The sequence below is a fragment of the Shinella sp. JR1-6 genome (assembly GCF_004284735.1).
Taxonomy (GTDB): Bacteria; Pseudomonadota; Alphaproteobacteria; order Rhizobiales; family Rhizobiaceae; genus Shinella.
The window spans coordinates 217,797-242,300 of the sequence record NZ_SHMI01000006.1 but is presented as its reverse complement, the minus strand read 5'-3'; the positions used below and the strand labels follow the sequence as shown (position 1 = coordinate 242,300).

General features: G+C 64.0%; 24 protein-coding genes. 15 read left to right on the top strand and 9 right to left on the bottom strand.

Annotation, left to right across the window (positions count from 1 at the left end; genetic code table 11):
• Positions 1-15 precede the first annotated feature (15 nt).
• Together EXZ48_RS13465 and EXZ48_RS13460 are read left to right on the top strand one after the other, a co-directional pair.
• Positions 16-444: a hypothetical protein gene (locus tag EXZ48_RS13465; RefSeq protein ID WP_023512399.1), complete on the top strand. Its 429-nt coding sequence runs from the start codon at positions 16-18 to the stop codon at positions 442-444.
• A 69-nt stretch (positions 445-513) separates the two neighbouring features.
• Complete coding sequence (locus tag EXZ48_RS13460) at positions 514-1,167, top strand: response regulator transcription factor (protein ID WP_023516639.1); 654 nt, start codon at positions 514-516, stop codon at positions 1,165-1,167.
• A gap of 3 nt (positions 1,168-1,170) precedes the next feature.
• Here the strand turns inward: EXZ48_RS13460 and EXZ48_RS13455 are convergent, their stop codons facing one another.
• The gene (locus EXZ48_RS13455; protein WP_130516399.1) at positions 1,171-4,662 is read right to left on the bottom strand and encodes a PAS domain-containing hybrid sensor histidine kinase/response regulator; all 3,492 of its coding nucleotides are present in this window, start codon (positions 4,660-4,662) and stop codon (positions 1,171-1,173) included.
• Between the two features lie 185 nt (positions 4,663-4,847).
• Between EXZ48_RS13455 and mscL the strand changes: the two genes are divergently transcribed.
• On the top strand, positions 4,848-5,288 hold the full coding sequence (gene mscL, locus EXZ48_RS13450; RefSeq protein WP_023517275.1) for a large conductance mechanosensitive channel protein MscL: 441 nt from the start codon (positions 4,848-4,850) through the stop codon (positions 5,286-5,288).
• Between the two features lie 46 nt (positions 5,289-5,334).
• Here mscL and EXZ48_RS13445 read toward each other — a convergent pair whose 3' ends face one another.
• The 5 genes from EXZ48_RS13445 to EXZ48_RS13425 form a co-directional block, all read right to left on the bottom strand.
• A complete protein-coding gene (locus EXZ48_RS13445) occupies positions 5,335-6,117 on the bottom strand; it encodes a hypothetical protein (protein ID WP_037405859.1) in 783 nt (260 codons plus the stop codon).
• Positions 6,118-6,429: 312 nt separating this feature from the next.
• Positions 6,430-8,037 carry a 5-guanidino-2-oxopentanoate decarboxylase gene (locus EXZ48_RS13440; protein WP_130516397.1) on the bottom strand — a complete coding sequence of 536 codons (1,608 nt, stop codon included), beginning with the start codon at positions 8,035-8,037 and terminating at the stop codon, positions 6,430-6,432.
• Entirely contained in the window at positions 8,034-9,224 is a 1,191-nt protein-coding gene (locus EXZ48_RS13435; protein WP_023513572.1) for a pyridoxal phosphate-dependent aminotransferase, read from the bottom strand. The genes EXZ48_RS13440 and EXZ48_RS13435 overlap by 4 nt, the downstream gene beginning before the upstream one ends.
• Positions 9,225-9,255: 31 nt before the next feature.
• Positions 9,256-9,894, bottom strand: coding sequence for a TetR family transcriptional regulator C-terminal domain-containing protein (locus EXZ48_RS13430; RefSeq protein ID WP_023513573.1), 639 nt, complete (start codon positions 9,892-9,894; stop codon positions 9,256-9,258).
• Positions 9,895-9,904: 10 nt separating this feature from the next.
• Positions 9,905-10,783: a dimethylarginine dimethylaminohydrolase family protein gene (locus EXZ48_RS13425; RefSeq protein WP_130516396.1), complete on the bottom strand. Its 879-nt coding sequence runs from the start codon at positions 10,781-10,783 to the stop codon at positions 9,905-9,907.
• 212 nt (positions 10,784-10,995) lie between these two features.
• Between EXZ48_RS13425 and EXZ48_RS13420 the strand changes: the two genes are divergently transcribed.
• From EXZ48_RS13420 to EXZ48_RS13375, 10 genes are all read left to right on the top strand, one after another.
• Positions 10,996-11,769, top strand: a complete 774-nt coding sequence (locus EXZ48_RS13420) for an ABC transporter ATP-binding protein (protein WP_023513575.1) — start codon at positions 10,996-10,998, stop codon at positions 11,767-11,769.
• A gap of 28 nt (positions 11,770-11,797) precedes the next feature.
• Entirely contained in the window at positions 11,798-12,580 is a 783-nt protein-coding gene (locus EXZ48_RS13415; protein ID WP_023513576.1) for a transporter substrate-binding domain-containing protein, read from the top strand.
• Positions 12,581-12,642: 62 nt separating this feature from the next.
• Positions 12,643-13,371 carry an ABC transporter permease gene (locus EXZ48_RS13410; RefSeq protein ID WP_023513577.1) on the top strand — a complete coding sequence of 243 codons (729 nt, stop codon included), beginning with the start codon at positions 12,643-12,645 and terminating at the stop codon, positions 13,369-13,371.
• Positions 13,371-14,189: an ABC transporter permease subunit gene (locus tag EXZ48_RS13405; protein ID WP_130516394.1), complete on the top strand. Its 819-nt coding sequence runs from the start codon at positions 13,371-13,373 to the stop codon at positions 14,187-14,189. The genes EXZ48_RS13410 and EXZ48_RS13405 overlap by 1 nt, the downstream gene beginning before the upstream one ends.
• A gap of 1 nt (position 14,190) precedes the next feature.
• Positions 14,191-15,360: a M20 aminoacylase family protein gene (locus EXZ48_RS13400; RefSeq protein ID WP_130516392.1), complete on the top strand. Its 1,170-nt coding sequence runs from the start codon at positions 14,191-14,193 to the stop codon at positions 15,358-15,360.
• A 633-nt stretch (positions 15,361-15,993) separates the two neighbouring features.
• Complete coding sequence (locus EXZ48_RS13395) at positions 15,994-16,248, top strand: hypothetical protein (RefSeq protein WP_130516390.1); 255 nt, start codon at positions 15,994-15,996, stop codon at positions 16,246-16,248.
• Between the two features lie 55 nt (positions 16,249-16,303).
• On the top strand, positions 16,304-16,564 hold the full coding sequence (locus EXZ48_RS13390) for a hypothetical protein (RefSeq protein ID WP_023514984.1): 261 nt from the start codon (positions 16,304-16,306) through the stop codon (positions 16,562-16,564).
• Between the two features lie 226 nt (positions 16,565-16,790).
• Positions 16,791-18,209 (top strand): cytochrome ubiquinol oxidase subunit I, encoded by a 1,419-nt coding sequence (locus EXZ48_RS13385; protein WP_130516388.1) that lies wholly within the window; start codon positions 16,791-16,793, stop codon positions 18,207-18,209.
• Positions 18,199-19,203 carry a cytochrome d ubiquinol oxidase subunit II gene (gene cydB / locus EXZ48_RS13380; protein ID WP_130516386.1) on the top strand — a complete coding sequence of 335 codons (1,005 nt, stop codon included), beginning with the start codon at positions 18,199-18,201 and terminating at the stop codon, positions 19,201-19,203. The genes EXZ48_RS13385 and cydB overlap by 11 nt, the downstream gene beginning before the upstream one ends.
• Before the next feature lie 366 nt (positions 19,204-19,569).
• On the top strand, positions 19,570-19,869 hold the full coding sequence (locus EXZ48_RS13375; protein WP_050742571.1) for a chorismate mutase family protein: 300 nt from the start codon (positions 19,570-19,572) through the stop codon (positions 19,867-19,869).
• Positions 19,870-19,872: 3 nt separating this feature from the next.
• Here the strand turns inward: EXZ48_RS13375 and galE are convergent, their stop codons facing one another.
• Positions 19,873-20,865: a UDP-glucose 4-epimerase GalE gene (gene galE, locus EXZ48_RS13370; protein ID WP_023515460.1), complete on the bottom strand. Its 993-nt coding sequence runs from the start codon at positions 20,863-20,865 to the stop codon at positions 19,873-19,875.
• A 113-nt stretch (positions 20,866-20,978) separates the two neighbouring features.
• On the opposite strand from galE, the gene EXZ48_RS13365 reads away from it, so the two are divergent.
• Positions 20,979-21,506, top strand: a complete 528-nt coding sequence (locus EXZ48_RS13365) for an AAA family ATPase (RefSeq protein ID WP_130516384.1) — start codon at positions 20,979-20,981, stop codon at positions 21,504-21,506.
• 6 nt (positions 21,507-21,512) lie between these two features.
• Here the strand turns inward: EXZ48_RS13365 and EXZ48_RS13360 are convergent, their stop codons facing one another.
• Positions 21,513-22,679, bottom strand: a complete 1,167-nt coding sequence (locus EXZ48_RS13360; protein ID WP_130516382.1) for a pyridoxal phosphate-dependent aminotransferase — start codon at positions 22,677-22,679, stop codon at positions 21,513-21,515.
• A 211-nt stretch (positions 22,680-22,890) separates the two neighbouring features.
• Here EXZ48_RS13360 and EXZ48_RS13355 point away from each other — a divergent pair, with 211 nt between their 5' ends.
• The gene (locus EXZ48_RS13355; RefSeq protein ID WP_023515457.1) at positions 22,891-23,454 is read left to right on the top strand and encodes a dual specificity protein phosphatase family protein; all 564 of its coding nucleotides are present in this window, start codon (positions 22,891-22,893) and stop codon (positions 23,452-23,454) included.
• Here EXZ48_RS13355 and EXZ48_RS13350 read toward each other — a convergent pair.
• Positions 23,451-23,831, bottom strand: a complete 381-nt coding sequence (locus EXZ48_RS13350; protein ID WP_165909349.1) for a transposase — start codon at positions 23,829-23,831, stop codon at positions 23,451-23,453. The two genes, EXZ48_RS13355 and EXZ48_RS13350, sit on opposite strands and share 4 nt — an antisense overlap.
• Positions 23,832-24,504: the final 673 nt, after the last annotated feature.

Sequence of the window (24,504 nt, the reverse complement as noted above, 5' to 3'; positions counted from 1 at the left end):
CTTGGAGGATTTTGCATGCGAATTCACGCTCTGCCTTTCATCTTCGTTGTCGCCCTCGTGGCGGGCTCGGCCCAGGCCGAGGGCGAGGGACGTTATCGCATGGAGAAGACGGACGGCGGTTTTGTCCGCCTCGACACGGCGACGGGCGAGGTTTCGCTGTGCCGGGAGCAGGAGGGCCAGATCGTCTGCCGCATGGCGGCAGATGAGCGCGCCGCCTTCGAAAAGGAGCTCGACCTGCTCACCAAGCGTGTCGAAGCGCTGGAAAAAGGTGGTGTGACGGGCGAGACGACCGCAAAACCGTCTCTACCCACGGATGAAGAGATTGACCGGACCATGACCATCATGGAAAAGATGATGCAAAGGTTCATGGGCATCGTGAAAAACCTGGAGGAGGGTGAGGAGGAAACCACCCCCGGGAAAGACGCGGTCCCGCAAAAGACCTAACGGACATCCTTCGCCGGCCGAGGTCGTGTTGCGTCCGTCGCGGGTCCGTCTACTCTTGGGAGGGAGCGCATGGCATCGGCACTCACGATCATCATCGCGGACGACCATCCGCTGTTCCGCGGTGCGCTGAAACAGGCGCTGACCGGAATGGCGGGCAATCCCGACATCGTCGAGGCCGGCGATTTCGAGGCGGCGCGCAAGGCCGCCGCCGGCAATCCGAACGCCGACCTCATGCTGCTCGACCTTGCCATGCCCGGCGTCAGCGGCCTTTCCGGCCTGATCTCGCTGCGGGCCGAATTCCAGAGCCTTCCGGTCGTCATCGTCTCGGCGAGCGACGACCCGGCCACCATCCGCCGAGCGCTCGATCTCGGCGCCTCCGGCTTCATCTCCAAATCCGCCTCCATCGAGGATATCCGCGAGGGCATTGGCTCGGTGCTGGAAGGCAACATCTATACGCCCGGCGGCTATGTGCGCGGGCCGGAGCAGGACAGCGAGGTTGCTGATCTCATCGCGCGGCTGCGTACGCTGACGCCACAGCAGTCACGCGTGCTCGCCATGCTCGCCGAAGGCCTGCTCAACAAGCAGATCGCCTATGAATTGAGTGTCTCCGAGGCGACCATCAAGGCGCATGTCTCGGCGATCCTCCTGAAGTTGAATGTCGACAGCCGCACCCAGGCGGTCATCCAGCTCGGCAAGATCGGCAGTGCCCAGGCCGCCGCCTGAGGCCTATTCCGCCGCCTCCCGCTGCGTCGTCGAAAGCTGCGTCAGCCAGGCCCGCATGGAGGCGGGACGCACGGGCTTGTTCTGCAAAAGGATATTGTCGCGTTCGGCTTCCGCGCGCACGTCCGGCGTGCGGTCGGCCGTGACGAGAAGGGCCGGAACCTCGCGGCCAAGCGCTGCCCGAAGCTTTCCGATCGCGGCGATGCCTGTGCCGTCGTCGAGGTGGTAGTCGGCGATGACGGCATCGACGGTGGTTGCGGCCAAGGCTTCAACCGCGGCCACCGATTCGGCAAGCGTGACGTTACAGCCCCAGCCCGAGAGAAGCAGCCGCATGCCGTCGAGGATCTTCGGCTCGTTGTCGACGCAGAGGACACGAAGGCCCTTGAGCGGCTCGTCACTGACGGGCACAGCGGCGGGTTTATCGGCGACGTGGCGGCTTGCTGCGGCATCGATCGGAACGCGCACCTTGAAGCTGGTGCCGCGCCCCTGCGTCGATTGCAGCTCGACCGGATGCGATAGCACGCGCGAGATGCGGTCGACGATGGAAAGGCCGAGCCCGAGGCCCGGTGCCGTACGCGCACCCTCGTCGAGACGGGCGAATTCCTTGAAGACCGTTCGGAATTTCGAGGCGGGAATCCCGATGCCGGAATCGAGCACCTGGATATAGGCGTGCCCACCCTTGCGCCGGACGCCGACGAGGACCTTGCCCGAATTGGTGTACTTGATGGCGTTCGAGACGAGGTTCTGCACGACGCGGCGCAGGAGGTTCGGGTCGGTGCGGATGGCGAGCGAGGAGGGGAGCACGGTGAATTTCAGGTTCTTCGCCCGCGCCATCGGTGCAAAATCGGTCTCGATGCGTTTCAGCAGGTCCTTCAGCGGTACCGTCTGCACGCGCGCCTTCATCGCACCGGTGTCGAGCCGGGAAATGTCGAGCACGGCGCCGAGGATCGCTTCCACCGATTCCAGCGAGGAATCGATGTTGTGGATCATCTCGCGGTTCTCCGTCTCGCCGAGCCGTTCGACGAGGGACGACGAATAGAGCCGGGCGGCGTTCAGCGGCTGCAGGATATCGTGGCCGGCGGCGGCGAAGAAACGCGTCTTGCTGATGTTCGCCTCCTCGGCGGCAGCGCGCGCTTCGGCGAGTTCCGTGTTGACGCGGGTGAGCTCGATGGTGCGCTGGGCGACGCGCTGTTCCAGCGTCTCGTTGACCTGCTTCAGCGCCCGGTCGGCCGCCACCCGGTCGGTGATGTCCGTATAGGTGGAAACGAAGCCTTTTTCCGGCATGGCGTTGGTGCGCACTTCGATGATGCGCTCGCCGCCGGACAGCACCAGCGCGAAGGGTTCGTCGAAGGTCATGGTGCGCGTCACCACGGCCTCCTGCTCCTCCGCTGCGATGTCGCCGCGCTCGACGAGGATTTCCACGATATCGGAAAGCGGGAAGCCGACCTGGCCGACATATTCCGGCAGGTCGAGCAGCTGGCGGAAACGACGGTTCCAGACGGTGAGGTTCCCGGCGCTGTCGAAGACGGCGATGCCCTGGTCCATCTGGCCGAGTGCGGTCTGCAGCATGTCCTGGTTGTATTGCAGGGCCTCGCTGGCCTGGTCGAGCAGCCAGTCCGTATCCGTCGGCGTATCGTCGATGCGCTGGAGCACGAGCGACAGCACGAGGCGGGCCGAGGAGGAGCCGATGGCGCTGCCGAGCAGCTGCTCGGAAAAATGCACGATGGCGGCGTCGGCGGGGGAGTTGTCTTCCAGCCAGCGGCCGACCTGCCGCTCATAGGTATGGAAGGAGCGCTGCATGCGCTCCTCGCCGAGATACTTGGCGATGGTCGTCTTGAGGTCCTTGACCGTCACCTTGGTGCGTCGGCCGCGGAAGGCCCGCTCGAGGCGCGGCTTGGAGCGGATGAAGGTGCCGGCCTGCAGCCGTTCAAGCGAGGTCGGATTGCGGGTGAGGGAGCCGACGACATAGGCGCCTATATTCACCATCATGGCCAGCAGCGTGGCGTTGACCAGCGGGTCCGCGTTCTCGCCGGTGAAGATGGTCGCGCCGGGAAACAGGAAGCCGAGCACCGTTTCGGCGATATAGGCATTGTCGGCGACGCCGATACTCGGCAGGAACAGCAGGTAGGCCCAGACGACGAGGCCGGAGATCATGCCGGCCATGGCACCGCGTGCATTGGCATTGCGCCAGAAGAGGCCGCCGAGCATCGTCGGGGCGACCTGCGCCGCTGCGGCGAAGGCGAGCAGGCCCATCGAGGCAAGGCCCGCATTGGCGGTCGCGGCGCGGTAATAGGCATAACCCAGCAGCAAGACGAAGAAGATCGCGAGGCGCCGGATGCGCAGCAGCATGCGCGAGAGGTCGTCCTGCTGCTCGACACCGCCGATGAGGCTGCGCCTGAGCACGACCGGGATGACGATGTCGTTCGACACCATGATGGAGAGCGCCACCGAGGCGACGATGACCATGGCGGTGGCGGCGGAGAAGCCGCCGATGAAGGCAACCAGCGTCAGGAGCGGCTGGTCGAGTGCGAAGGGCAGGGTCAGCACATAGAGGTCGGCATCGCCCTGGCCGTTGAAGGTGAGCACGCCGCCGATGGCGACCGGCAGCACGAAGAGGTTGATGGCGACGAGATAGAGCGGGAAGAGGATGCCCGCCATGCGCAGCTCGCCTGCCGTGCGGTTCTCCACCACGGTGACATGGAACTGGCGTGGCAGCATCACGATGGCGAAGGCGGACAGCACGATGAGCAGGATCCACCGTGCCACCGGCGTCTCGTAGGTCAGCGCCTGCATGACGCGCTCGTTCTCCGCCGCGCGCTGCCAGAGATCGCCGAGCCCGTCGAACATGAAGAAGATGACGTAGATGCCGACCGAGGCGATGGCGACGAGCTTGACCAGCGATTCCATCGAGATGGCGAGGATGAGGCCGTCCTGGTGCTCGGTTGCGTCCGTGTGGCGCGTGCCGAAGACGATGGCAAAACACGCGAGAAAGAGCGTGACGACCAGCGGCAGGTCGATGAGGCCGCCAGAGGCGGCGATGCCGAAGCCGGTCGTATCGACCATGGCCGAGACCGAGCTGGACACGGCTTTCAATTGCAGCGCGATGTAGGGGATGTAGCCGATCAGCGAAATGAGGGCGACGACGGCGGCGACGCCCGGATTCTTGCCGTAGCGCGCGGCGACGAAATCGGCGATCGAGGTGAGGCGTTCGGATTTGGCCAGCGTCACGATGCGGCGGATGAGCGGCATGCCGAGCGTGAACATCAGGATCGGGCCGATATAGATGCCCGCAAATTCGAGGCCATGGGTCGTGGCAAGGCCCACGCCGCCGAAATAGGTCCAGGAGGTGCAGTAGATCGCAAGGCTCAGCGCATAGACCAGCGGCCGGCCCTTCGATGTGCGGCCGGTGCGCTTTGCCTTCCGGTCGCCGTAACTTGCAACCGCAAAGAGCAGCAGCAGATAGGCGAGCGCCAAGGCGAATATCAGCGAGCCCGGCATGCTTCCTCCCGCAGTCCTTCGGCCTTTCACGCGAGAATAGGCCAAAGCGGAGAGGAAGGAAATTGCGTCGAAGGTCGAGTGTGGAAAGGACCGGTGTGTAAACCCCTAGATATTGATGGAACGCAGTTCCATCTCAGCAAAAACTAAACTAGGTTGCCTTTGCTTCGCAGCAACAGGAGACCCTCATGCTCAATGAGTTCAAGGCGTTTATCGCCCGCGGCAATGTCATGGACCTCGCCGTGGGTGTCATCATCGGTGCGGCCTTCAACAAGATCGTCGAATCCGTCGTCAACGACCTGGTCATGCCGATCGTCGGTGCATTGACCGGGGGTGGTTTCGATTTTTCCAACTACTTCATCGCGTTGTCCAGCAACGTGACGGCAACGTCGCTTGCCGCCGCCCGCGAGCAGGGCGCGGTCTTTGCCTATGGCAATTTCATCACCGTGCTCATCAACTTCCTCATCCTCGCCTGGATCATCTTCCTGATGATCAAGGGCGTGAACCGCATGCGCGAGTCGCTGGAGAAGGAAAAGGCCGCCGGTGCCGCCGAGCCCGCACCGCCGCCGGAAGACGTGCTGCTTCTCACCGAGATCCGCGATCTCCTGAAGAGCCGTCCGGTCGCCTGAAGCATCCTGAGCCGATTGATACGAAGGGCCCGGTTCGCCGGGCCTTTTACGTTGGAGGCCAGCCCGTAGCGCGGGCCTGTTCGAGCGTGGCGAGGAGCGCATCGGCCGGTGAAAGGCCGAGCCGTTTGCCCTGGCGCAAAAGCCAGCCGGCATGCACCAGCCGGATTTCGACGGGAATGCGCTCGATGCCGAGCGCAACGGCTGCTGCCGTGCGGTGCTTGCCGTTGGTGTGGCGGACAAGGCGGCCCTCGGCGTCGATCGCCACGCCGATATCGCGCTCGGCGAGATCCTGCCAGAGCGTGCGTGTCCAGCGATGGCGCCGGCCGGTCTGGCCGAGCAGGCCGAGATCGGAATGCGGCACGATGCCGTTCTTCTCGATGTCTGCGATGAGCGCCAGGTAATATTCGAAGAAATTGTCGAGCTTTTCGATCGTGTCGATGGCAATGCGGTTGCGTTTGACCGTTGCGCCATCCTTGATGCGCTTGGCATAGGCCTGATAGCGCGCGCCTGCGCGAAAATCCTGCCGCGTCTCGAAGAGTTCGGTGATCTCGACATGGGAGGAGGACTTTTCGAGCGGCTCGACGATGCGGCTCCAGTCGCTGCCGTCGAGGAAGTGCGTGCCGATCCAGCGTAGCCGCCCGCGATCGGAAATGTTGTCGCGCAGCCGCGTGGTCAGGTGGCTGGTCGCAATGGGGATGACCAGCCGTTCGCCGAAATGAAAGTGCCCCTGGGCGGCGAGGATGGCGGGGCCTCCTTCGCGATCGAGACGCTTGACGGCGCGGTTGAACCGGCCGGTGAAGCCGATATGCGCAGCCGCGAAGTCGCGCATCGGCACCAGGTCGAGCGCCCTCTGGAGGAGCGAGGGTGCTGGGGGTCGCGCGCGGGGTGGGCCCCGTTCATAGACCGGTCGTGGAAATGTCTGCTGGTCCGCCAACCTGTACTCGAGTCCGTTCCCGATGACCGTCGGCACAAAGGGGACCGGCGGCGGCGTCATCCATGACAAATAAACGACGGTTTGCAAAGCCGGGAGAACCGGAAGCGCCACCACCGGCATGAAAACCCGGATATTTCCGGGTTTTCATGCCGCCGAACCGTTGCAGGCGTCCGCGCAGCGGCGGTGCTGCTCTTGTGTCGCTGCGAATCAGGCCGTGGCGCCGGCCGTCTTCGTCTGGTGGATTTCGATGAGGCTCGGGCCCTTGCGCCCGCCGGCCTTTTCCAGCGCGGCCGGCAGATCGCGCACATCGGCGAGGCGCTCGGAGGGCACGCCATAGGCGGTGCCGATGGCGACGAAGTCGGGTGCGGACGGCTTCACGCCTTCCGGTGTGATTCCGGCATCGACCATGTAGTTCTCGATCTCCTGATAGCCGTCATTGTTCCAGACGAGGAAGACGACGTGGGCGCCGGCATCCGCCGCCGAGCCGATCTCCGAGAGCGAGAATTGCAGCCCGCCATCACCGACAAGGCAGATGATCGGCGCATCCGGCTCGGCAAGGGCCGCACCGATGGCGGCGGGCGGGGCGAAGCCGAGCGCGCCGTAACCGGTTGCGGCGTTGAACCAGCTGCGCGGGCGCGGTGCGTCGCAATAGTAGTTGCCGGCATAGACGGCCTGGGTGGAATCCCCGACGACGATGGCTTTCGGCAGCGTCCGCCAGATGGTGTCGATGACGCCGATTTCCGCCTGCATCTTCGCCGTCAGCTCGTTCCACGCGCCCTTGCGGGCGGTTTCGGCGCGTGCCGCACCGTTGCCGATTGCCTTATGGCCTTCGAGGAAACCGAGCATGCCGGCTGCCGCCGTCTTGGCGCTGGAGAAGATCGACAGCCCCGATTGCGGCGTGCGGGCAAGCTGGGCGGCATCGATATCGATGCGGATCAGCGATTTCAGCCGTGGGAAGCCGTTGTCGACATTGATGTCATAGTCCGTCGGGCCGAATTCGGTACCGAAGGCGACGACGAGGTCGGCGTCGGAAAGCAGACGCCGCACGGCCTTGAGGCTGGGGCTTGCCGGCACGCGCAAGGGATGGCCGGCAAGCATGCCGCGGGCATTGACGGTGGTGACGACGGGTGCGCCGATCCGCTCGGCGAGCGAACGGATTTCCTCTTCCGCCGTTATCGCACCGCCGCCCGCGAGGATGACGGGACGGGAGGCATTGGTGCACAGGATGGCGGCGCGCTGCAGGGTTTCCGCATCGGCGCGCGGACGCGTGGCAGCGGCGGCGGGAAAACGGCCGGTTTCGATGGGTTTTGCCATCACGTCGGTCGGAATTTCGATATGCACCGGGCCGGGGCGGCCGGAAAGCAAGACGGCAAAGGCGCGCTCCATGACGAGCGGCAGGTCGGCGGGATTGAGCAGCGTGTGAGAATAGAGGGCGAGCGTTTTCATCATGCCCTGTTGATCCGGCAGCTCGTGCAGCAGGCCGCGGCCGTGGCCGAGCGAATCGCGCCGGTTGACCCCCGAGATGACCAGCATGGGTACGGAATCCTGCCGCGCCTGCGCCATCGCCGTGATGGTGTTGGTGAGGCCCGGACCGGTGATGACCAGCGCGACGCCCGGCTTGCCGGAAACGCGCGCATACCCATCCGCCATGAAGCCGGCGCCCTGCTCGTGGCGCGGTGTGATGTGGCGAATCTTCGAGACGGCAAGGCCCCGGTAGAGCTCGACCGTGTGCACGCCCGGAATGCCGAATACGACCTCGACGCCGTTTGCCTCCAGAAGGTCGACGAGAACTTCCCCAACGGTTTTCGTGCTCATGCGCGGCGCTCCTTCGGCATGGTGGAACGGGTGGCGAGTGCGGTGATGCGCCGGCAGGCCTCGTCGATATGGGCATCGGGCACGGTGAGACTGAGGCGGATGAAGCCTTCCGCCTCGTCGCCGAAGGAGGAGCCCGGCATGACCGCGACCAGTTCCTCGCGCAGGAGCGCCCAGGCAAAATCCTCGCCGCTCATGCCGGTTTCGGAGACATCGACGACGATGAACATGCCGGCTTCCGGCGGCAGCGGCACGAGGCCGGGCGCCAGAGACAGGGCTTCGGCGAAGCGGGCGGCACGTGCCTTGTAGCTCTGGCGCATCGTCGCGGCGGTCGCGATCGGGTTGTCGAGCGCATAGGCCGTCATGTCGGCGATGAAGGGCTGGCCGCCGAACAGCATCGTTTCGGAGACCGAGAGCAGCCGGGTGCAGAAGTCCGCCGGACCGATCGCCCAGCCGCTGCGGAAGCCTGGCGCGGCATGGGATTTCGAAATGGAGGAGACGACGATGGTACGCTCGGCAAGGTCCGGATTGTCGAAGGGCGAGGCGAAGGTCGCGCCGAAGACGAGCTGTTCATAGACCTCGTCGCAGACGATCCAGAGATCGTGCTTGCGGCAGACGGCGCCGATCTCGGCAATCTCCGCGGCGCTCAGCACCGCGCCGGTCGGGTTGTGCGGCGTGTTGAGCAGCAGCACCCGGCAGGCTGGCGTGATGGCGGCCTCGAGGTCGGCCGCCTTCATGTGGAAGCCGTTTTCCGGGCGCAGCGGAACGGCGATGCGCTCGGCACCGGTCGAGCGGATGACGCCCTCGTAGGTCGCATAGAGCGGGTCGCCGACGAGCACCGCATCGCCGGTCTCCACGAGGCCGAGCATGACGGCGAAGAGGGCGGTCTGCGTGCCGGGGAAGCAGAGCACGTTGGCGGCGGTCACGTCGTTGCGGCGCTTCTGGTACTTGCGCACCAGCGCGTCGACCACGGAGGGCTCGCCGCGGCCGTTGGAGTAGCGGTAGCGACCCGCATGCATGGTGCGCACGGCTTCGGCCAGCAGCGTCGGGTCCGGCGGCACGTCCGGCTCGCCGATGGTCAGTTCGATGATCGTCTGGCCTTCGGCCTTCATGCGCCGCGCTTCGGCATGGATGGCCCATTTTTCAGAACCGAGATTGGCAAGCCGATCTGTGATGGATGCATAGCGCATGGCCGTCCTCCGCATTTCCATTGAGTGTCGTTTATCGATCGGCGCGGTTGGCGTCGACCGGTCTCAGGCGCAGCCCGAGCAGGGTTTCGATCGAGGTCAGCGCGATCTCGACGAGTTCGCTTTCCCCGAAGAGTTCGCCGGCCAGGCAGCCTTCAAGCCACAGGCCGTCGAGCAGGCCGTTGATCGCGATGGCGAGCCTGCGGCAACGCTCCGGCGAGGCATCCTCGCCGCGCGCTGCAAGGAAATCGCCGAGCAGGCCCTCCAGCGCGTTGCGGAAACTCAGGTAGCCCTCGCGGTGGATGGCGGCGAGTTCCGGATCAACGCTGACGCGGCTGATGAAGGAAGCCCAGAGCGAGAGGCTACGGCTGTTGGCGACCGGCTCTGTCAGGTTGATGACGATGAAGTCGCGCAGCCGCGTTTCCGGATCGCCCGTCACCCGCTCGGCCTTTTCGGTGAGCCGGCCGATGACGATCCGGTAGGCCTCCTGAAGGATATGCTCCTTCGACTGGAAATAATGCCGGATGAGGCCCGCCGTCACGCCCGCCTTGATGGCGATCTGCCGGACCGTCGCGCCTTCAAGTCCATACTCCGCGATGCAGTCGAGCGTCGCCTCGATCAGGTCGTGGCGGCGTTCGGCCTCGGGGGCGCGATGGAAGGTCCGGCGGGCCATGGTTTCCTCGTTATGCGGCGCGGCGCAGCACCGGCCGCGTCAGGCAGGTTGGGCCGCCCTCGCAGGCAATGCAAAGCGCGTCGGCCTCGAAGGTCTCCACCGTGCAGCCTGCCGCTTCCATCGCCGCCTTGGTGGCCGGAAAGCCTTCGACCATGATGACCTCGTAGGGCCGGGTCGGCAGCACGTTGAGCGACAGGCCGTTGCTGGCATGGAATTCGTCGGCCGGTGCCTCGATGAGGCGGATGCCGCGCTTCTTGAGGAGCTGGTAGAAGGCGGCCGGTAGCAGCGGGGCGAAGACGAGGGCAAGGTCGTCCGCCAGCGGGCTCATCACGCTCATCAGGTGGAGGCAGGCTTCCTCGCCCTGCCAGAGCGGCAGGTCGTAGGCGAGAACCGTGACGCCGTGGGGGGCGAGAATCCCCGTGATCTGGTCGATGCCTTCCTGATTGGTGCGCACGCCGCGGCCGATGACGAGGGTCTTCGCATCGAGCCAGATGCAGTCGCCGCCTTCCACGGTGCCTTCGCCTTCGATACGGCCGAGGATCGGGATCTGGCGCTCGGCATAGGCCTTTTCGTGCAGTGCGGTTTCGGCGACGCGCAGCGGCTTGCCCATACGCAGGAGGATCGCGCCGTGGTCCGACATCAGCGAGGGATCATGGGTGAACATGGCGTCGGCGAGCCCGTCGCCTTCATCCTCCAGCCAGATGATCTCGGTGCCGGATTTCTCCACAAGTGCTGCGAAGGCCTTGTACTGGTGGACCGCGCGGGCGCCGTCGAAGGTCGGGCCGTAATGCCACTTGGCGGCATCGGCGCCCTTCAGGCTGGCGCCGGGGCGGCGCATCAGAACACGCATCAGGGGGGCCGACATTTCCTGCGAACCGTAGGCGGTCATTCAATACTCCCGGGAGAAAATCATCGTGGACAGGCGCTGCCAGAAAAGTCAGCGATCAGCCTATTATACGCTTGAATAATTTCTTAACAAGTGCCACGATGCTTTCCACAAGAGGACACGACGGGCCGAAGATGCCCGCGGGAACGCTGAAAAACAGGGGAATTTGGCATGGGTCATGCATCGATTTTCCGTGCGCCGGAGACCGCTCCGCGATGACGGAACGCGCCGAGGCAATCGCGGTCAGGGACCTGCACAAGCGCTTCGGGCCGCTTGAAGTTCTCAAGGGTGTTTCACTGACCGCGCATGAGGGCGACGTCATCGCCATCATCGGCGGCTCGGGTTCGGGCAAGTCCACCTTCCTTCGCTGCATCAACATGCTGGAGCTGCCGAGCGCCGGTTCGGTCACCATCCATGGCGAGACGATCGCGATGAAGAACGACGGCCACGGCGGCATGATGCCGGCTGATCGCAAGCAGGTACAGCGCCTGCGCTCGCGTCTCGGCATGGTGTTCCAGAGCTTCAATCTCTGGCAGCACATGACCATCCTGGAAAACGTCATCGAGGCGCCGGTCCATGTGCTGGGCGTGAGGAAGGACGAGGCGATCGACCGCGCCGAGACGCTGCTGCGCCGCGTCGGGCTGTATGAGAAGCGCGATGCCTATCCCGCCTTCCTTTCCGGCGGCCAGCAGCAGCGTGCGGCCATCGCCCGCGCTCTCGCCATCCAGCCCCATGTCATGCTCTTCGACGAGCCCACCTCCGCGCTCGATCCCGAACTCGTCGGTGAGGTGCTGTCCGTCATCGGCGACCTCGCCAAGGAAAAGCGTACGATGATCCTCGTCACGCACGAGATGAAGTTCGCCCGGAACGTGGCGAGCCACGTCGTCTTCCTGGCGAACGGGGTCATAGAGGAACAGGGCCCGCCGGACGAGTTGTTCGGATCGCCGAAATCGGAGCGGCTGAAGAAGTTCATCAGCTCCATCCACTGAGAAGCAAAAAACCAACAGAGGGAAGATCATGAAGAGTGCCGTAAAGACAATCGCCCTTGCCGCCGCGATCGGGCTTGCCGCCATCTCGGGCGCTGCAGCCCAGCAGGTCCGCGTCGGTTTTGCCGCCGAGCCTTATCCGCCCTTCACCTCGCCCGACGCCTCGGGCAACTGGGAAGGCTGGGAAGTGGACTTCATGAAGGCGATCTGCGCCGAGGCCAAGCTCGACTGCGTCGTCACGCCGGTCGCCTGGGACGGCATCATCCCGGCGCTGACCACCAACAAGATCGACATGATCATCGGCTCGATGTCGGTCACCGCGGAGCGCCAGCAGACCATCGACTTCTCCGACAAGTACTACAACTCGTTGCCGGGCGTCATCGGCCCGAAGGATGCCAAGTTCGAGCCGACGCCGGAGGGCCTTGCCGGCAAGACGCTCGGCGTGCAGGTGGCAACCATCCACCAGGTCTATGCCAACAAGTATTTCGCGCCCGCCGGCGCGACAATCAAGGAGTACCAGACGCAGGATGAGGCCAACAACGACCTCGCCGCCGGCCGTATCGATGCGGTGCAGGCCGATTCCGTCGCGATGCTGGAATTCCTCAAGTCCGAGCAGGGTGCTGCCTGCTGCGATATGAAGGGCATGGTCAAGGATGATCCCGAAGTTCTCGGTCTCGGCGTCGGCGTCGGCCTGCGCAAGGGCGAGACGGAGCTGAAGGACAAGATCAACGCCGCCATCAAGGCGATCCGCGAGAACGGCACCTACGACACCTTCTCCAAGAAGTATTTCGACTTCGACATCTACGGCGGCTGATCGTCCTCTTGCTGAGCCGGCGGCGCGAGCCGCCGGCGTTTTTCTCGAAGGGACGTAGTCTCATGGCCGATGCCGGATCGCTGATCAACTGGAGCCTGCTCGCTCTCGAACCGCCCGGTTGGGGCGGCGTGATGTTGGCAGGGCTCTGGAACTCCATCCAGATCGCTATCGGCGGCTACGGGCTCGGCCTCGTCCTCGGCACGGGCGGCGCCATGGGTAAACTCTATGGCGGGCCGGTTACCAAGGATCTGCTCGAGGTCTACACGACGCTCGTGCGCGCCGTGCCCGAGCTCGTGCTGATCCTTATCCTCTATTATGCCGGTACGGACGTGCTGAGCCAGATCTCCGCCGCTCTGGGTTGGGGGCAGGTGGATATCAGCGGCCTTGCGGCGGGCATTTTCGTCATTGGTGTCGTGCAGGGTGCCTATTCCACCGAGGTCATCCGCGGCGCGATCAAGGCGGTGCCGGCAGGACAGATCGAGGCGGCGCGTGCCTATGGCATGCCGCCGGTGCAGATCATGCGCCGCATCACGCTGCCGGCGATGCTGCCGCATGCCATTCCGGGTCTCTCCAACCTCTGGCTCATCGCCACCAAGGACACCGCCTTGCTCGCCGTCGTCGGCTTCTCCGAGCTGACGCTGGTGACGCGCCAGGCGGCGGGAAGCACCAAGTCCTACCTGCTTTTCTTCTGCGCTGCCGGTGTGCTGTACCTCATCATCACGCTGGTCTCGAACGTGCTGATCGGCCTTATCGAGCGCCACTATCGGCGCGGCATGGTGAGGGCTGCGTGATGGCCGACGAGACCGTCTCCGCCATGGCGCTCACTGCGCTGCCGAGCAAGCAGAGCTTCTTCAAGCCCCATCGCATCGTGTTGATGGCGATCGCCGCAATCTTCGTTTTCTGCATCGTCTGGTTCATGCGCTGGGAATGGGTGCCGAACTATTCCAGGGCGCTCGCCTATGGCGTCGGCGTCACGTTGCTGATGCTGTTCTCGACCTCGATCCTCGGCTTCCTCCTCGCCGTGCCGATCGGCCTTGTGCAGGTGACGGGACCATGGCCGCTGAAAATGCTGGCAAAGGGCTTTTGCACCATCATCCGCGGCACGCCGCTGCTGCTGCAGCTCTGGCTGCTCTATTACGGCCTCGGCTCGTTGTTTCCGCAGTTTCCGGAAATCCGCAACTCCTTCCTCTGGCCCTATCTGCGCGAGTCCTGGCCCTATGGCGTCGCTGCGCTGACCCTCTCCTTCGCTGCCTATGAGGGCGAGGTGATGCGCGGCGCCTTCGCTGGCGTACCGCCGGGCGAACTCGAGGCTGCGCGCGCCTTTGGCATGAGCCGCTTCACCCTGTTCCGCCGCATCTGGCTGCCCCGCGCCGTCTACCGGGCGCTGCCGACGCTGAACGGTGAAACGGTTTTGCAGCTGAAATCGACGCCGCTCGTCGCGACGATCACCGTGATCGACGCCTATGCCGTCATCTCCAAGGTGCGGCAGGCAACCTATCTCACCTATGAGCCGCTCTTGCTGTTGGCGCTCATCTATCTCTGCCTCACCGCCATCCTGGTGGTGGCCTTCCGCTACTTCGAAAGCAAAATCCCTTCGCGTGGTGCCTGACATGACGATCCATACGACCCTCAAGAATTCCATGCCGGAAATGGTGGCGATCCGCCGCGACCTGCACGAACATCCGGAACTGGGCCTGGAAGAGGTCCGCACCTCCGATGTCATCGCACGCCATCTCGAAGGCTACGGCTACAAGGTTACGCGCGGTCTTGCGAAAACCGGCCTCGTCGCGACGCTGGTGAACGGCACCGGCCGAAAGTCGATCGGCATCCGCGCCGATATCGATGCGCTGCCGATCTTCGAGGAAACCGGTCTTCCCTATGCCAGCAAGACGCCGGGGAAAATGCACGCGTGCGGCCATGACGGGCACACGGCCATGCTGCTCGGGGCGGCCAAGGCGGTTGCCGAGCGGCGCAATTTCGATGGCACCGTGCATCTGATCTTCCAGCCGGCGGAGGAGAATTTCGGCGGTGCGAAGATCATGGTGGAGGAGGGGCTGTTCGACAGGTTTCCCTGCGATGCCGTCTTTGCCCTGCACAACGAGCCGGGTCTGCCTTTCGGCCAGTTTGCGCTGCGCGAAGGCCCGATCATGGCGGCGGTCGATGAGGCGCGTATCACGGTGAACGGTGTCGGCGGCCACGGCGCGGAACCGCAGGAGACGCTCGACCCGATCGTCTGCGGCGCGTCGATCGTCATGGCGTTGCAGACCATCGTCTCGCGCAACATCCATCCGCTCGACCCGACGGTCGTGACGGTCGGCTCGTTCCATGCGGGCTCTGCGAGCAACATCATCCCGAGCCGGGCCGAGATCGTCGTGGGCATCCGCTCCTTCGATCCTGATGTGCGCGACGAGCTGGAACGCCGCATCCGCCTGATCGCCGGACGCCAGGCCGAGAGCTATGGCATGAGCGCCATGGTGAACTACCAGCGCTTCTACGATGCGACGGTCAACCACAAGGCCGAGACAGATCTCGTGCGCGACCTCGCCATCCGCTTTGCCGGTGCCGACAAGGTCATCGATCTCGCCCGCCCCTTCATGGGAAGCGAGGACTTTGCCTATATGTTGAAGGAACGGCCGGGTACCTACTTTTTCCTTGGCGGCAAGGGTGGCGAAAACGACAAGTCGCTGCATCACCCCGGCTACAATTTCAACGACGACCTCCTGCCGGTCGGCGCGGCCTTCTGGACGGAACTGGTCGAACATTGTCTGCGCGACGGCTAGGTCCGATCGACGGATTCGGCTTGTGACGAGGCCGCAAGGTCCGGCTGTCGGACACAATCTCGACACAGTTCAAGCCGCGCTGGAGGTGATTTCGGCGCGGTTTTTTGCTCCTCACACATTCGTGAAACTCTTGAAATCAGTGCAGCGGTTTTCCATGCCGCAATTGTGAATGCAGTCTTTTTCTGCCGCAGCCTTCGCGTGTGCCTCCGCCCTTCCAGGAGAAGGTGCGCGATTATTTTCCATATAAATCAAATGTTTAGGCCGTAAGAATTTTTCGATGCAAAACCATCCGATTGGACGGTTTTGTCGTTTTTTACCTATTTGGTTGTGCGTCGCCGCTGCCGTTTTGATTGTTCAAAAAACGTTGACGGCTGTTTCCAATTTAAGACCCTTCCATCCCGCAAATTGAGGGACCATCTTTATTTCACGGAGGCGGCGGAGCTGCTTCTGGAAGACGGAAGGACATGACGATGCCGAACCCTATTGAAGGAAAGAACCTGGCGAGCGCCACCCGGGCGCGCCCTGCGGCAATCCGCCGGATCGTCCCCGTCGCCACCGATGGCAGGCGATCTGCGCAGCCACGGTGAAACTGACCCGCAGTTTCACGATGCATGTATGGAAAGGAACAAGACAATGACCAAAACCTTGAGCACGACCTTTGTAACCGCCCTCCTCGCCGCATCCGTTTACGGCAGCACCGCAGCGCTCGCAGGCGGTGACGGCGATTACTATCGTAGCGTCGACCGCGACCAGGCGCAGAGCCAGACCATCGACCCCGTCACCACGCAGAGCGTCGGCAATGGCGATGCAGCGCCCGCGTCGATCGAGGTAGCCGTCGGCCCTGCCAAGGGCGACTACTACAGGGGCCTTGACCGGAACGACCGCTGAACGCCGATCGTGTAACAACCAGACCACCTCCCAAGACTGATCAAGGAATGAAACGATGAGCAAGTCTCTCACCACAACCTTTGCCGTCTCGTTGCTCGCAGCCTCGCTGTTCGGCGGCTCGGCCGCCCTTGCCGGCGGCAGCTACTACGAAGGCACCTGGCCCAGCGCCAAGCAAGACCGGATGATCGAAGCCAAGCGCCAGGCCCGCATGGCAAACGGCTACGTCTATCCCCGGACGGAAACCACAACCCGCCGGGTCGGTCCCGCCAACGGCGACTACTATCCTGGCCTCGACCGTACAGCGGTCGCCAACTAACGAAGAGAGTTCTCCCAACCGCCGCCAAAGCTCCCGGTTCCGCCCCGGGAGCTTTGTTCGTTTTTGGCCAAGGCAGCGCCGGCCGAAATGCCGCACGCGGGCGATTGTCGCGGTGCGGCAACGTGGGCGGAGGGGCAGAATTGACCTTTGCCTGTTTTGAACCACATTCTTTTCTGCGACCGCGGCCTGTCGAGGCCCGCGCCAGCCTTACGAAAGGACGTGGCCAATGTTCGAATCGTTGGACGCAACACTGCTCGCCCGATTCCAGTTTGCCTTTACGGTGTCGTTCCACATCATCTTCCCCGCCTTCTCGATCGGTCTGGCGAGCTATCTCGCCGTGCTGGAAGGGCTGTGGCTCTGGACGAAGGACGAGGTCTATTTCACGCTCTTCAATTTCTGGAAGACGATCTTCGCGCTCGCCTTCGGCATGGGCGTCGTCTCCGGCATCGTCATGTCCTACCAGTTCGGCACGAACTGGAGCGTCTTTTCCGACAAGGCGGGGCCGGTCATCGGCCCGCTGATGGGCTATGAGGTGCTGACCGCCTTCTTCCTGGAGGCTGGCTTCCTCGGCGTCATGCTGTTCGGCCTCAACCGCGTCGGCCCGAAACTGCACTTCTTCGCCACGCTCATGGTTGCCGTCGGCACACTGATCTCGGCCACCTGGATCCTCGCCGCCAATTCCTGGATGCAGACGCCGGCTGGCTTTTCCATCAACGACGTCGGCCAGTTCGTGCCGGTCGACTGGTGGGCGGTAATCTTCAACCCGTCCTTCCCCTATCGCCTCGTGCACATGGTGCTGGCTGCCTATCTCACCACGGCCTTCGTGGTCGGTGGTGTCGGCGCGTACCATCTCCTGCGCGGCGATGCGCCGAAGCGTGCGAGGAAGATGTTCTCCATGGCGATGTGGATGGCGGCCATCGTCGCACCGATCCAGATCTTCGCGGGAGACATGCATGGCCTCAACACGCTGGAGCATCAGCCGGCCAAGGTCATGGCGATGGAGGGGCACTACCAGAGCCATCCCGACGGTGCGCCGCTCATTCTGTTCGGCATTCCGAATTCGGCCGAACAGCGCGTCGATTACGCCATCGAGATCCCGAAACTGTCGAGCCTCATCCTGAAGCATGACCTCAAAGCACCGCTTGCCGGGCTCGATACGATACCGAAGGAGCTGCAGCCGCCGGTCGCTATCGTCTTCTGGTCCTTCCGCATCATGGTCGCCATCGGCTTTGCCATGCTGGGTATAGGGCTGTGGTCGTTGTGGTGTCGGTGGCGCGGGACGCTCGGCGAGAACCGCTGGCTGCACCGCGCCGCCGTCCTGATGGGCCCCGCCGGCTTCCTCGCCGTTCTGGCCGGCTGGGTAACGACGGAGGTCGGCCGCCAGCCCTATACCGTCTACGGCCATCTCCTCACCGCCAATTCCGTCGCGCCCATCGATGCGCCGGCCGTCGCCACTTCGTTGATCGCGTTCATTGTGGTCTATTTCCTCGTCTTCGGCGCCGGCACCTTCTACATCCTGCGCCTGATGGGCCGCCTGCCGCGCGACCCCATGCCGGATCTTGCGGAAGGTCCTCTCCGTTCGGCCGGCATCACGCCCGCCGCCGCCGTCGCCACCAAGTCCGGGAGCCATCACCATGGCCATTGATCTTCCCTTCATCTGGGCCGCCATCATCGCCTTCGCGGTGCTCGCCTATGTCATCCTCGACGGCTTCGATCTCGGCGTCGGCATCCTCTTTCCCTTCTTCAAGGAGAAACACGATCGCGACGTGATGATGAATTCCGTCGCGCCCGTCTGGGACGGCAACGAGACCTGGCTGGTGCTGGGCGGTGGCGGACTGATGGCCGTCTTCCCGCTTGCTTATGCCACCATCCTGCCGGCGCTCTACATGCCGCTGCTCCTCATGGTGCTCGGCCTCATCTTCCGCGGCGTCGCTTTCGAATATCGCTGGCGCACCCGGCGCGGCGAATTCCTCTGGGATATCGCCTTTTCCGGCGGCTCCATGGTTGCCGCCTTCACGCAAGGGGTGGCGCTCGGCGCCCTGGTACAGGGCATTCCGGTGGAAAACCGTGCCTATGTCGGCGGCTGGTGGGACTGGCTGACGCCTTTCTCCGTTGCCACGGGGTTTGCGCTCCTAGTCGGCTACGCGTTGCTCGGCGCCACCTGGCTGGTGATGAAGACGCGTGGTCCGCTTGCCGAGCGTGCCCGCGGCTACGCCCTGAAGGCCGGTATCGGCACGCTCTTGGCCATGGGGGTCTTCAGCCTGTGGACGCCCTTCCTGGAGCCGCTCTACTTCGACCGCTGGTTCCACTGGCCGACGCTTCTCTTCAGCCTGCTGGTGCCGCTGCTCGTGCTCGGTTGCTTTGCGTTGCTGGTCCAGGGCCTCAGGACGGGGCACGATTCGCGGCCCTTCATTGCCGCGCTCGGCCTTTTTGTTCTCGGCTTCGCCGGTATCGGCATCAGCTTCTATCCCTACATCGTGCCGACCGCACTGACGATCTGGCAGGCCGCCGCACCGGAGGAGAGCCTTGCCTTCCTGCTGGTCGGCGCGCTGGTGCTCATTCCCATGATCCTTGGCTACACCGCCTATGCCTATTGGGTCTTCCGCGGCAAGGTCGATCCCGAGGAGGGTTACCACTGATGACGGAGGGTTCGACCGGCCGTAAACTGCTCTGGTTCGTCGGCCTCTGGGCGGGCGGCGTGCTGGCGGTGACGATCCTTGGCTTTGCCATCAAGCTTGCCATCGGCACGTAGCCGGCTCTCGAAAACGCCCCGCACGGCCGAGGAAAAACAACGGCTCACGTTACGTAAAAGCGTCCAGCCTCGCGCCAGCTTGCTTGCCTAGGTTCCGCCTCGGCCAGCATGCAGGCCCGCAAGTGGAAGACAGGACCGCACCCTCCTTCCGCTTAACCCCCGGGCCTGCATGTGGCCTTGCGTCTCAGGAGACGCTGGCGGCTTCCCCCCCAAACATTCCTCTGCTATCGGGGTCCCGACAAGGGAGACCGCAATGGCGAAGACGGCCGCAGACTGCACGACGATGGCGGACATCCGGGAAAACATCGATCGGGTCGACCGGGCGCTCATGGCGCTCTTTGCCGAGCGCTGGAGCTTCATCGGCCGGGCGGCCGAGATCAAGGCCGGGCTCGACATCCCCGCCGACGTGCCGGAGCGCGTCCGGGAAGTGCGCGACAACGCGCACCGCAATGCCGAGGTCCTTGGCCTCGACGGTGCCTTCTACGAAGAGATCTGGGCGCGGCTTATCGACCGCGCCATCGCCCACGAAAAGGCGCTGCTCGGCGAAAAATAGCCGTCATATCTGGTTGCGCTTGCCGAGGTGCTCTTCCCAGTCGAGCGCTGTGCGCACGATGAAGCCGAGATTGTCATGCTCCGGCGTCCAGCCCAATTCCCGCATCGCAACGGAGGGGTTGGCGACGATCAGCACCGCATCGCCCGGCCGGCGGGGGGCGAAGCGCACCGGAAAGTCCCTGCCGGAAACGGTTTTCACCTGTTCCAGCACTTCCAGCACGGAGAAGCCGCGGCCATAGCCGCAATTGGCGACGATCGAACCACCGCCTGCCCGCATGCGCTGAAGTGCCTTCAGATGCGCATTGGCGAGGTCGCTGACGTGGATATAGTCGCGCACGCAGGTGCCGTCAGGCGTCGGATAGTCGGTGCCGAAGACATCCATGCCGGCGCGCTTGCCGAGGGCCGCCTCGCTCGCCACCTTGATGAGATGCGTGGCTCCTGCCGTCGACTGGCCGGTGCGTCCACGCGGATCTGCGCCGGCGACGTTGAAGTAGCGCAGCGCCGTATAGGTGAAGTCGTGCGCGGCGGCCGTGTCGCGCAGCATGATCTCGGTCATCAGCTTGGACGAACCATAGGGCGATTCCGGTCGCAGCGCCGCGCTTTCCAGCACCGGTTCCGTGCCGTCGGGCGTGCCGTAGACGGCGGCGGTGGAGGAGAAGACGAAATGCGGGATCTTCGCCGTGACGGCCGCGGCGATCAGCGCCCGTGACTTGGCCGTGTTGTTGTCGTAGTAGGAGAGGGGATCGGCAACCGATTCCGGCACGATGATCGACCCGGCAAAATGGATGATCGCGTCGATGCTGTTTTCGGAGAAGATCTGCGCCAGCAGCGCGGCATCGGCGAGGTCGCCCTCGTAGAAGCGCGCCTCGGGCGCCACGGCCCAGCGGAAGCCGGTCGAGAGCCGGTCGAGCACAACGACCTCCTCGCCGGCATCGATGAGCGCCCAGACCATGTGGCTGCCGATGTAACCCGCACCGCCCGTAACCAGAACCGCCATGTTATTCCCCGAATCGACTGAATTGCCGGCATATCACCCTGCCGGCCGGCAAGACGCAACCGCAATTGCGGCGCATTTGCGGGCCGCTCCTGCCCAACACAAGGAAGACCATCATGTCCGATCGCTTCGTCGTACTTTCCGGCTGTTCCGGCGGAGGGAAGTCCACGCTTCTGGAAGAGCTTCGCCGGCGCGGCCACGCCGTTGTCGAGGAGCCCGGCCGCCGTATCGTGCAGGCGGAGCTGGCGGGTGGCGGTACTGCCTTGCCCTGGCTGGATCTCGCCGCCTTTGCCAGGCGGGCCATTGCGATGGCGCTCGCCGATCGGGCGGCAATGCAGCACCATCCCGGCTTCGTCTTCTTCGATCGTGGCTTGATCGATGCGGCCGTCGCTCTCGATGCGGAGGGTGGGGAGCCGGTTCTGCCTGCGCTGGCCGCGGCGCATCGCTACAACAGGCAGGTCTTCCTCACGCCGCCCTGGCCGGAAATCTACGCCGCCGATCCGGAGCGCCGGCATGATCTTGCGGCCGCGCTTGCCGAATACGCGCGGTTGGAAAAGGCCTATCCCGCGCTCGGCTACGAGGTTGCGGTCGTGCCGAAAATGCCGGTGGCCGAGCGCGCTGATTTCGTGCTCGGCCGTCTTTGATCGCCGTCAGCGTGCGGCGATGTAGCGGGCAAGCCGGTCGGCCGCCTCCGCGACCTGGCCGGGATCGCGCAGGAAACAGGCGCGCATGAAGAGTTCGCCGCCCGGCCCGAAAGCCGTGCCCGGTGCAAGCCCGACATTGGTGCGGTCGACGATGTCGAGCGCGGCATGGCGCGAATCCGTCACGCCATCGATCTTCAGGAAGGCATAGAGCGCCCCGTCCGGCTTCAGCGTCTCGACGCGGTTGGTGGCGATCAGCGCGTCACAGAAGACGTCACGGTTCTTCGTGGCCTTGTCGATATTCGCCTGCACGAAGGCATCGCCCTCGTCGAGCGCCACGATGGCGCCCTGCTGCAGGAACTGCGGCACGCCCGAGGTGGAATACTGGATGAGGTTTTCCAGCACCTGGCCGATTTCGGGCGGGGCGACGATCCAGCCGACGCGCCAGCCGGTCATCGACCAGTTCTTGGAGAAAGAATTGACGAAGACGACCTTGTCGCCGTCCTCCATCACGTCGAGGAAGGAGGGCGCCCGGCCGCCGGCATAGTGGTACAGCGCATAGATCTCGTCGGCCATGATCCAGAGACCATGGCGCCGTGCGATGGCCAGCAGGCTGGCAAGGTCATCGCGCGTCGCCGTCCAGCCGGTCGGATTGGAGGGTGTGTTGACGAACAGAACGCGGGTCTTCAGGGTGATCGCCGCCTCCACGCGTTCAAGGTCGATCTGCCAGCGCCCGCCGGCAAAGGCGAGCGGAACGGCGATGGGATTGGCGCCCGAAAGCTCGGCTGCCGCGGCGAAATTCGGCCAGGCTGGTGTCAGGTAGACCATGTCGTCGCCCGGCGAGACGAGCGCCTCGATCGCCAGCTTGATCGCCTGCATGCCCGAGCCGACGACATAGAAATGCTCGGCCGGCAACGCCGCACCGAAGCGCCGGGCATAGTAGCGCGAAAGGGCGGCGCGCAACTCCGGAATCCCGCGCTGCCAGGTGTAGAAGGTCTCGCCGCGCAGCAGCGCCTCGGCTGCGGGCCGGGCAATGAAGTCCGGCGTCGGCAGGTCCCCTTCGCCAACCCAGAGCGGGATCAGCCCGTCGCGCCCGCGCGCATAGTTGACCACTTCGACGATCCCGCTTTCCGGGGCGCGGAGCGAGCGCGGGCTGAGGCTTTCGATGAGGGACATGGAAGATCACTCCGACAGGATTGGAACACGTTTCACGACGATGACGGGCCCAAGACCTAGCCGGTTTCTGCCCGTCATTCACGCCAGTTTCGCTGACATACCCATCGAAATCGGTGATGGAAGAGTGCGGATTTTGTGCCGCTGGCTGACGTTCAGGCTCCTGTCAGGCGCACGGCCGATCCTGCCACCACGATTGGCAGGGAAGGCAGGCATGAAGCGGTTCTTGAAGTGGGTTGCGCTTACCTATGGCGCGGCAGGCGTCGTGCTCGGCATCTATCTCGTGGCGATCCAGCTCACCGGCAATTTCGCCACCGTGGTGCCCGGAGAGGTCTACCGCTCGAACCAGCCCACGCCGGCCGAGATCGCAGCCTATGCCGCGCGCTACAAGATCCGAACCATCGTCAACTTGAGGGGGCGGAACGAGCGGGCGGCCTGGTACAGGGACGAGGTCGCCGCAGCCAAGCGTCTCGGCCTCACCCTCATTGATTTCCCCATGCAGGCCGACCGGCGTCTCGACCCCAAGGCGGCGGACGAACTCGCCACGCTCCTAAAGGACGCGCCCCGCCCGATCCTCATCCATTGCCGTTCGGGCTCCGACCGCACGGGCCTTGCCTCCGTCATCTACCTCGCCCGCATCGCCCGGATCGACGAGGAAACCGCCGAACGCCAACTGTCCATCCGCTACGGCCACATCGGCATCCCCTTCCTCTCGCCGACCTACGCGATGGACGAAAGCTGGGAGGAAATGGAAGAAGCGGCGCGCTCGGCCGGCTAGGCCACTGGCTCATAAGTCCGCAGCCATATTCGTAGTGCGTCGAGTTGGATGGATGCCAGGAAGGTGTCGTCGCGTTTGTCGTGTCGGGTTGGAACGGCTCGGAAGTGTTTGATCTTGCTGAAGAAGCGTCCGGCGCGGTTGCGTCTGCTATAGAGCACAGCGTCAAAGGCCGGAAAACGCCTTTGCGTCGGCATGGGGCGGCTGTTGGCCACCGCACCGCAGGCGGTGAGAGTATCACGTAATGCGTCGCTGACGTAGGCGCGATTAGCGAGCAGCGTCTGGCCCGCACCGATCGACCCATACATGTCAGCCGCCGAGCGCCCGTCATGCGCCTGGCCTTCGGTCAGTTTCACCCGGATCGGACCGACCGGGGACATTGAAGAGCACATGCATCTTGGTGGTCAGCCCACCGCGTGAATGACCCATGCAATGGGATCGCTCCCTTTTCGAGCCGTTCGCCCATGCCGGTGAGCCCGGATCGAAGAACTGCCGATCACCTGGATGTCGCCGTCGTAAGCCTTTGAGACAGCTTGTAGAATGTGTGTCCAATGACCCGCTCGCCACCAGCGATTGAAGCGATTCACGCAGGTCGGGTACGCGATCAAAAAAGGCATTCCAAACACGTTGCCAAAAATTAGGTTTGGTGCCTCCCTGGCACTGGTCAGCGAGACAGCAACTACGGAAACTCTATCCGGAGGCTAGAAAAGAGGAAATCTGCGAGGTCTTCCCCGGGGTGGACTGGCGGAAAATCCAGTCAGCTGCCCGCTATTACGGTTATCGTCGAAAGAAAAAGCCTTACAAGATCACCGGCATTATCTCGCTCGATCAAAGTCGAAGCCGTTGTTATGATATAGGTTAGGCCATGCGCGACTTCGACGGGGAAGCCGGAACGAAAAGATGTTTTCAAACCCGCGGCTACCGCAGCAAATATCCGAATTTTGGAGCTATCAATCGAGGCGTAAAGGCGCTCTGGGGACGCCTCGAAATTCGCGGGGATGAGCAACGCGAATTCTCACTAAGCATTTTACGGCCCCCAGCAAAATGCTTTCC

Coding starts and splice junctions, on each gene's coding strand:
- EXZ48_RS13360 (WP_130516382.1), bottom strand. CDS start 22,679: ATGTCCCTCATCGAAAGCCTCAGCCCGCGCTCGCTCCGCGCCCCGGAA.
- EXZ48_RS13460 (WP_023516639.1), top strand. CDS start 514: ATGGCATCGGCACTCACGATCATCATCGCGGACGACCATCCGCTGTTC.
- EXZ48_RS13350 (WP_165909349.1), bottom strand. CDS start 23,831: ATGTCCCCGGTCGGTCCGATCCGGGTGAAACTGACCGAAGGCCAGGCG.
- EXZ48_RS13410 (WP_023513577.1), top strand. CDS start 12,643: ATGGCCGATGCCGGATCGCTGATCAACTGGAGCCTGCTCGCTCTCGAA.
- EXZ48_RS13435 (WP_023513572.1), bottom strand. CDS start 9,224: ATGCGCTATGCATCCATCACAGATCGGCTTGCCAATCTCGGTTCTGAA.
- EXZ48_RS13400 (WP_130516392.1), top strand. CDS start 14,191: ATGACGATCCATACGACCCTCAAGAATTCCATGCCGGAAATGGTGGCG.
- EXZ48_RS13420 (WP_023513575.1), top strand. CDS start 10,996: ATGACGGAACGCGCCGAGGCAATCGCGGTCAGGGACCTGCACAAGCGC.
- EXZ48_RS13430 (WP_023513573.1), bottom strand. CDS start 9,894: ATGGCCCGCCGGACCTTCCATCGCGCCCCCGAGGCCGAACGCCGCCAC.
- EXZ48_RS13455 (WP_130516399.1), bottom strand. CDS start 4,662: ATGCCGGGCTCGCTGATATTCGCCTTGGCGCTCGCCTATCTGCTGCTG.
- cydB (WP_130516386.1), top strand. CDS start 18,199: ATGGCCATTGATCTTCCCTTCATCTGGGCCGCCATCATCGCCTTCGCG.
- EXZ48_RS13365 (WP_130516384.1), top strand. CDS start 20,979: ATGTCCGATCGCTTCGTCGTACTTTCCGGCTGTTCCGGCGGAGGGAAG.
- EXZ48_RS13465 (WP_023512399.1), top strand. CDS start 16: ATGCGAATTCACGCTCTGCCTTTCATCTTCGTTGTCGCCCTCGTGGCG.
- EXZ48_RS13440 (WP_130516397.1), bottom strand. CDS start 8,037: ATGAGCACGAAAACCGTTGGGGAAGTTCTCGTCGACCTTCTGGAGGCA.
- EXZ48_RS13425 (WP_130516396.1), bottom strand. CDS start 10,783: ATGACCGCCTACGGTTCGCAGGAAATGTCGGCCCCCCTGATGCGTGTT.
- EXZ48_RS13375 (WP_050742571.1), top strand. CDS start 19,570: ATGGCGAAGACGGCCGCAGACTGCACGACGATGGCGGACATCCGGGAA.
- EXZ48_RS13415 (WP_023513576.1), top strand. CDS start 11,798: ATGAAGAGTGCCGTAAAGACAATCGCCCTTGCCGCCGCGATCGGGCTT.
- EXZ48_RS13355 (WP_023515457.1), top strand. CDS start 22,891: ATGAAGCGGTTCTTGAAGTGGGTTGCGCTTACCTATGGCGCGGCAGGC.
- EXZ48_RS13395 (WP_130516390.1), top strand. CDS start 15,994: ATGACCAAAACCTTGAGCACGACCTTTGTAACCGCCCTCCTCGCCGCA.
- EXZ48_RS13445 (WP_037405859.1), bottom strand. CDS start 6,117: ATGCGCGACTTCGCGGCTGCGCATATCGGCTTCACCGGCCGGTTCAAC.
- mscL (WP_023517275.1), top strand. CDS start 4,848: ATGCTCAATGAGTTCAAGGCGTTTATCGCCCGCGGCAATGTCATGGAC.
- EXZ48_RS13385 (WP_130516388.1), top strand. CDS start 16,791: ATGTTCGAATCGTTGGACGCAACACTGCTCGCCCGATTCCAGTTTGCC.
- EXZ48_RS13390 (WP_023514984.1), top strand. CDS start 16,304: ATGAGCAAGTCTCTCACCACAACCTTTGCCGTCTCGTTGCTCGCAGCC.
- EXZ48_RS13405 (WP_130516394.1), top strand. CDS start 13,371: ATGGCCGACGAGACCGTCTCCGCCATGGCGCTCACTGCGCTGCCGAGC.
- galE (WP_023515460.1), bottom strand. CDS start 20,865: ATGGCGGTTCTGGTTACGGGCGGTGCGGGTTACATCGGCAGCCACATG.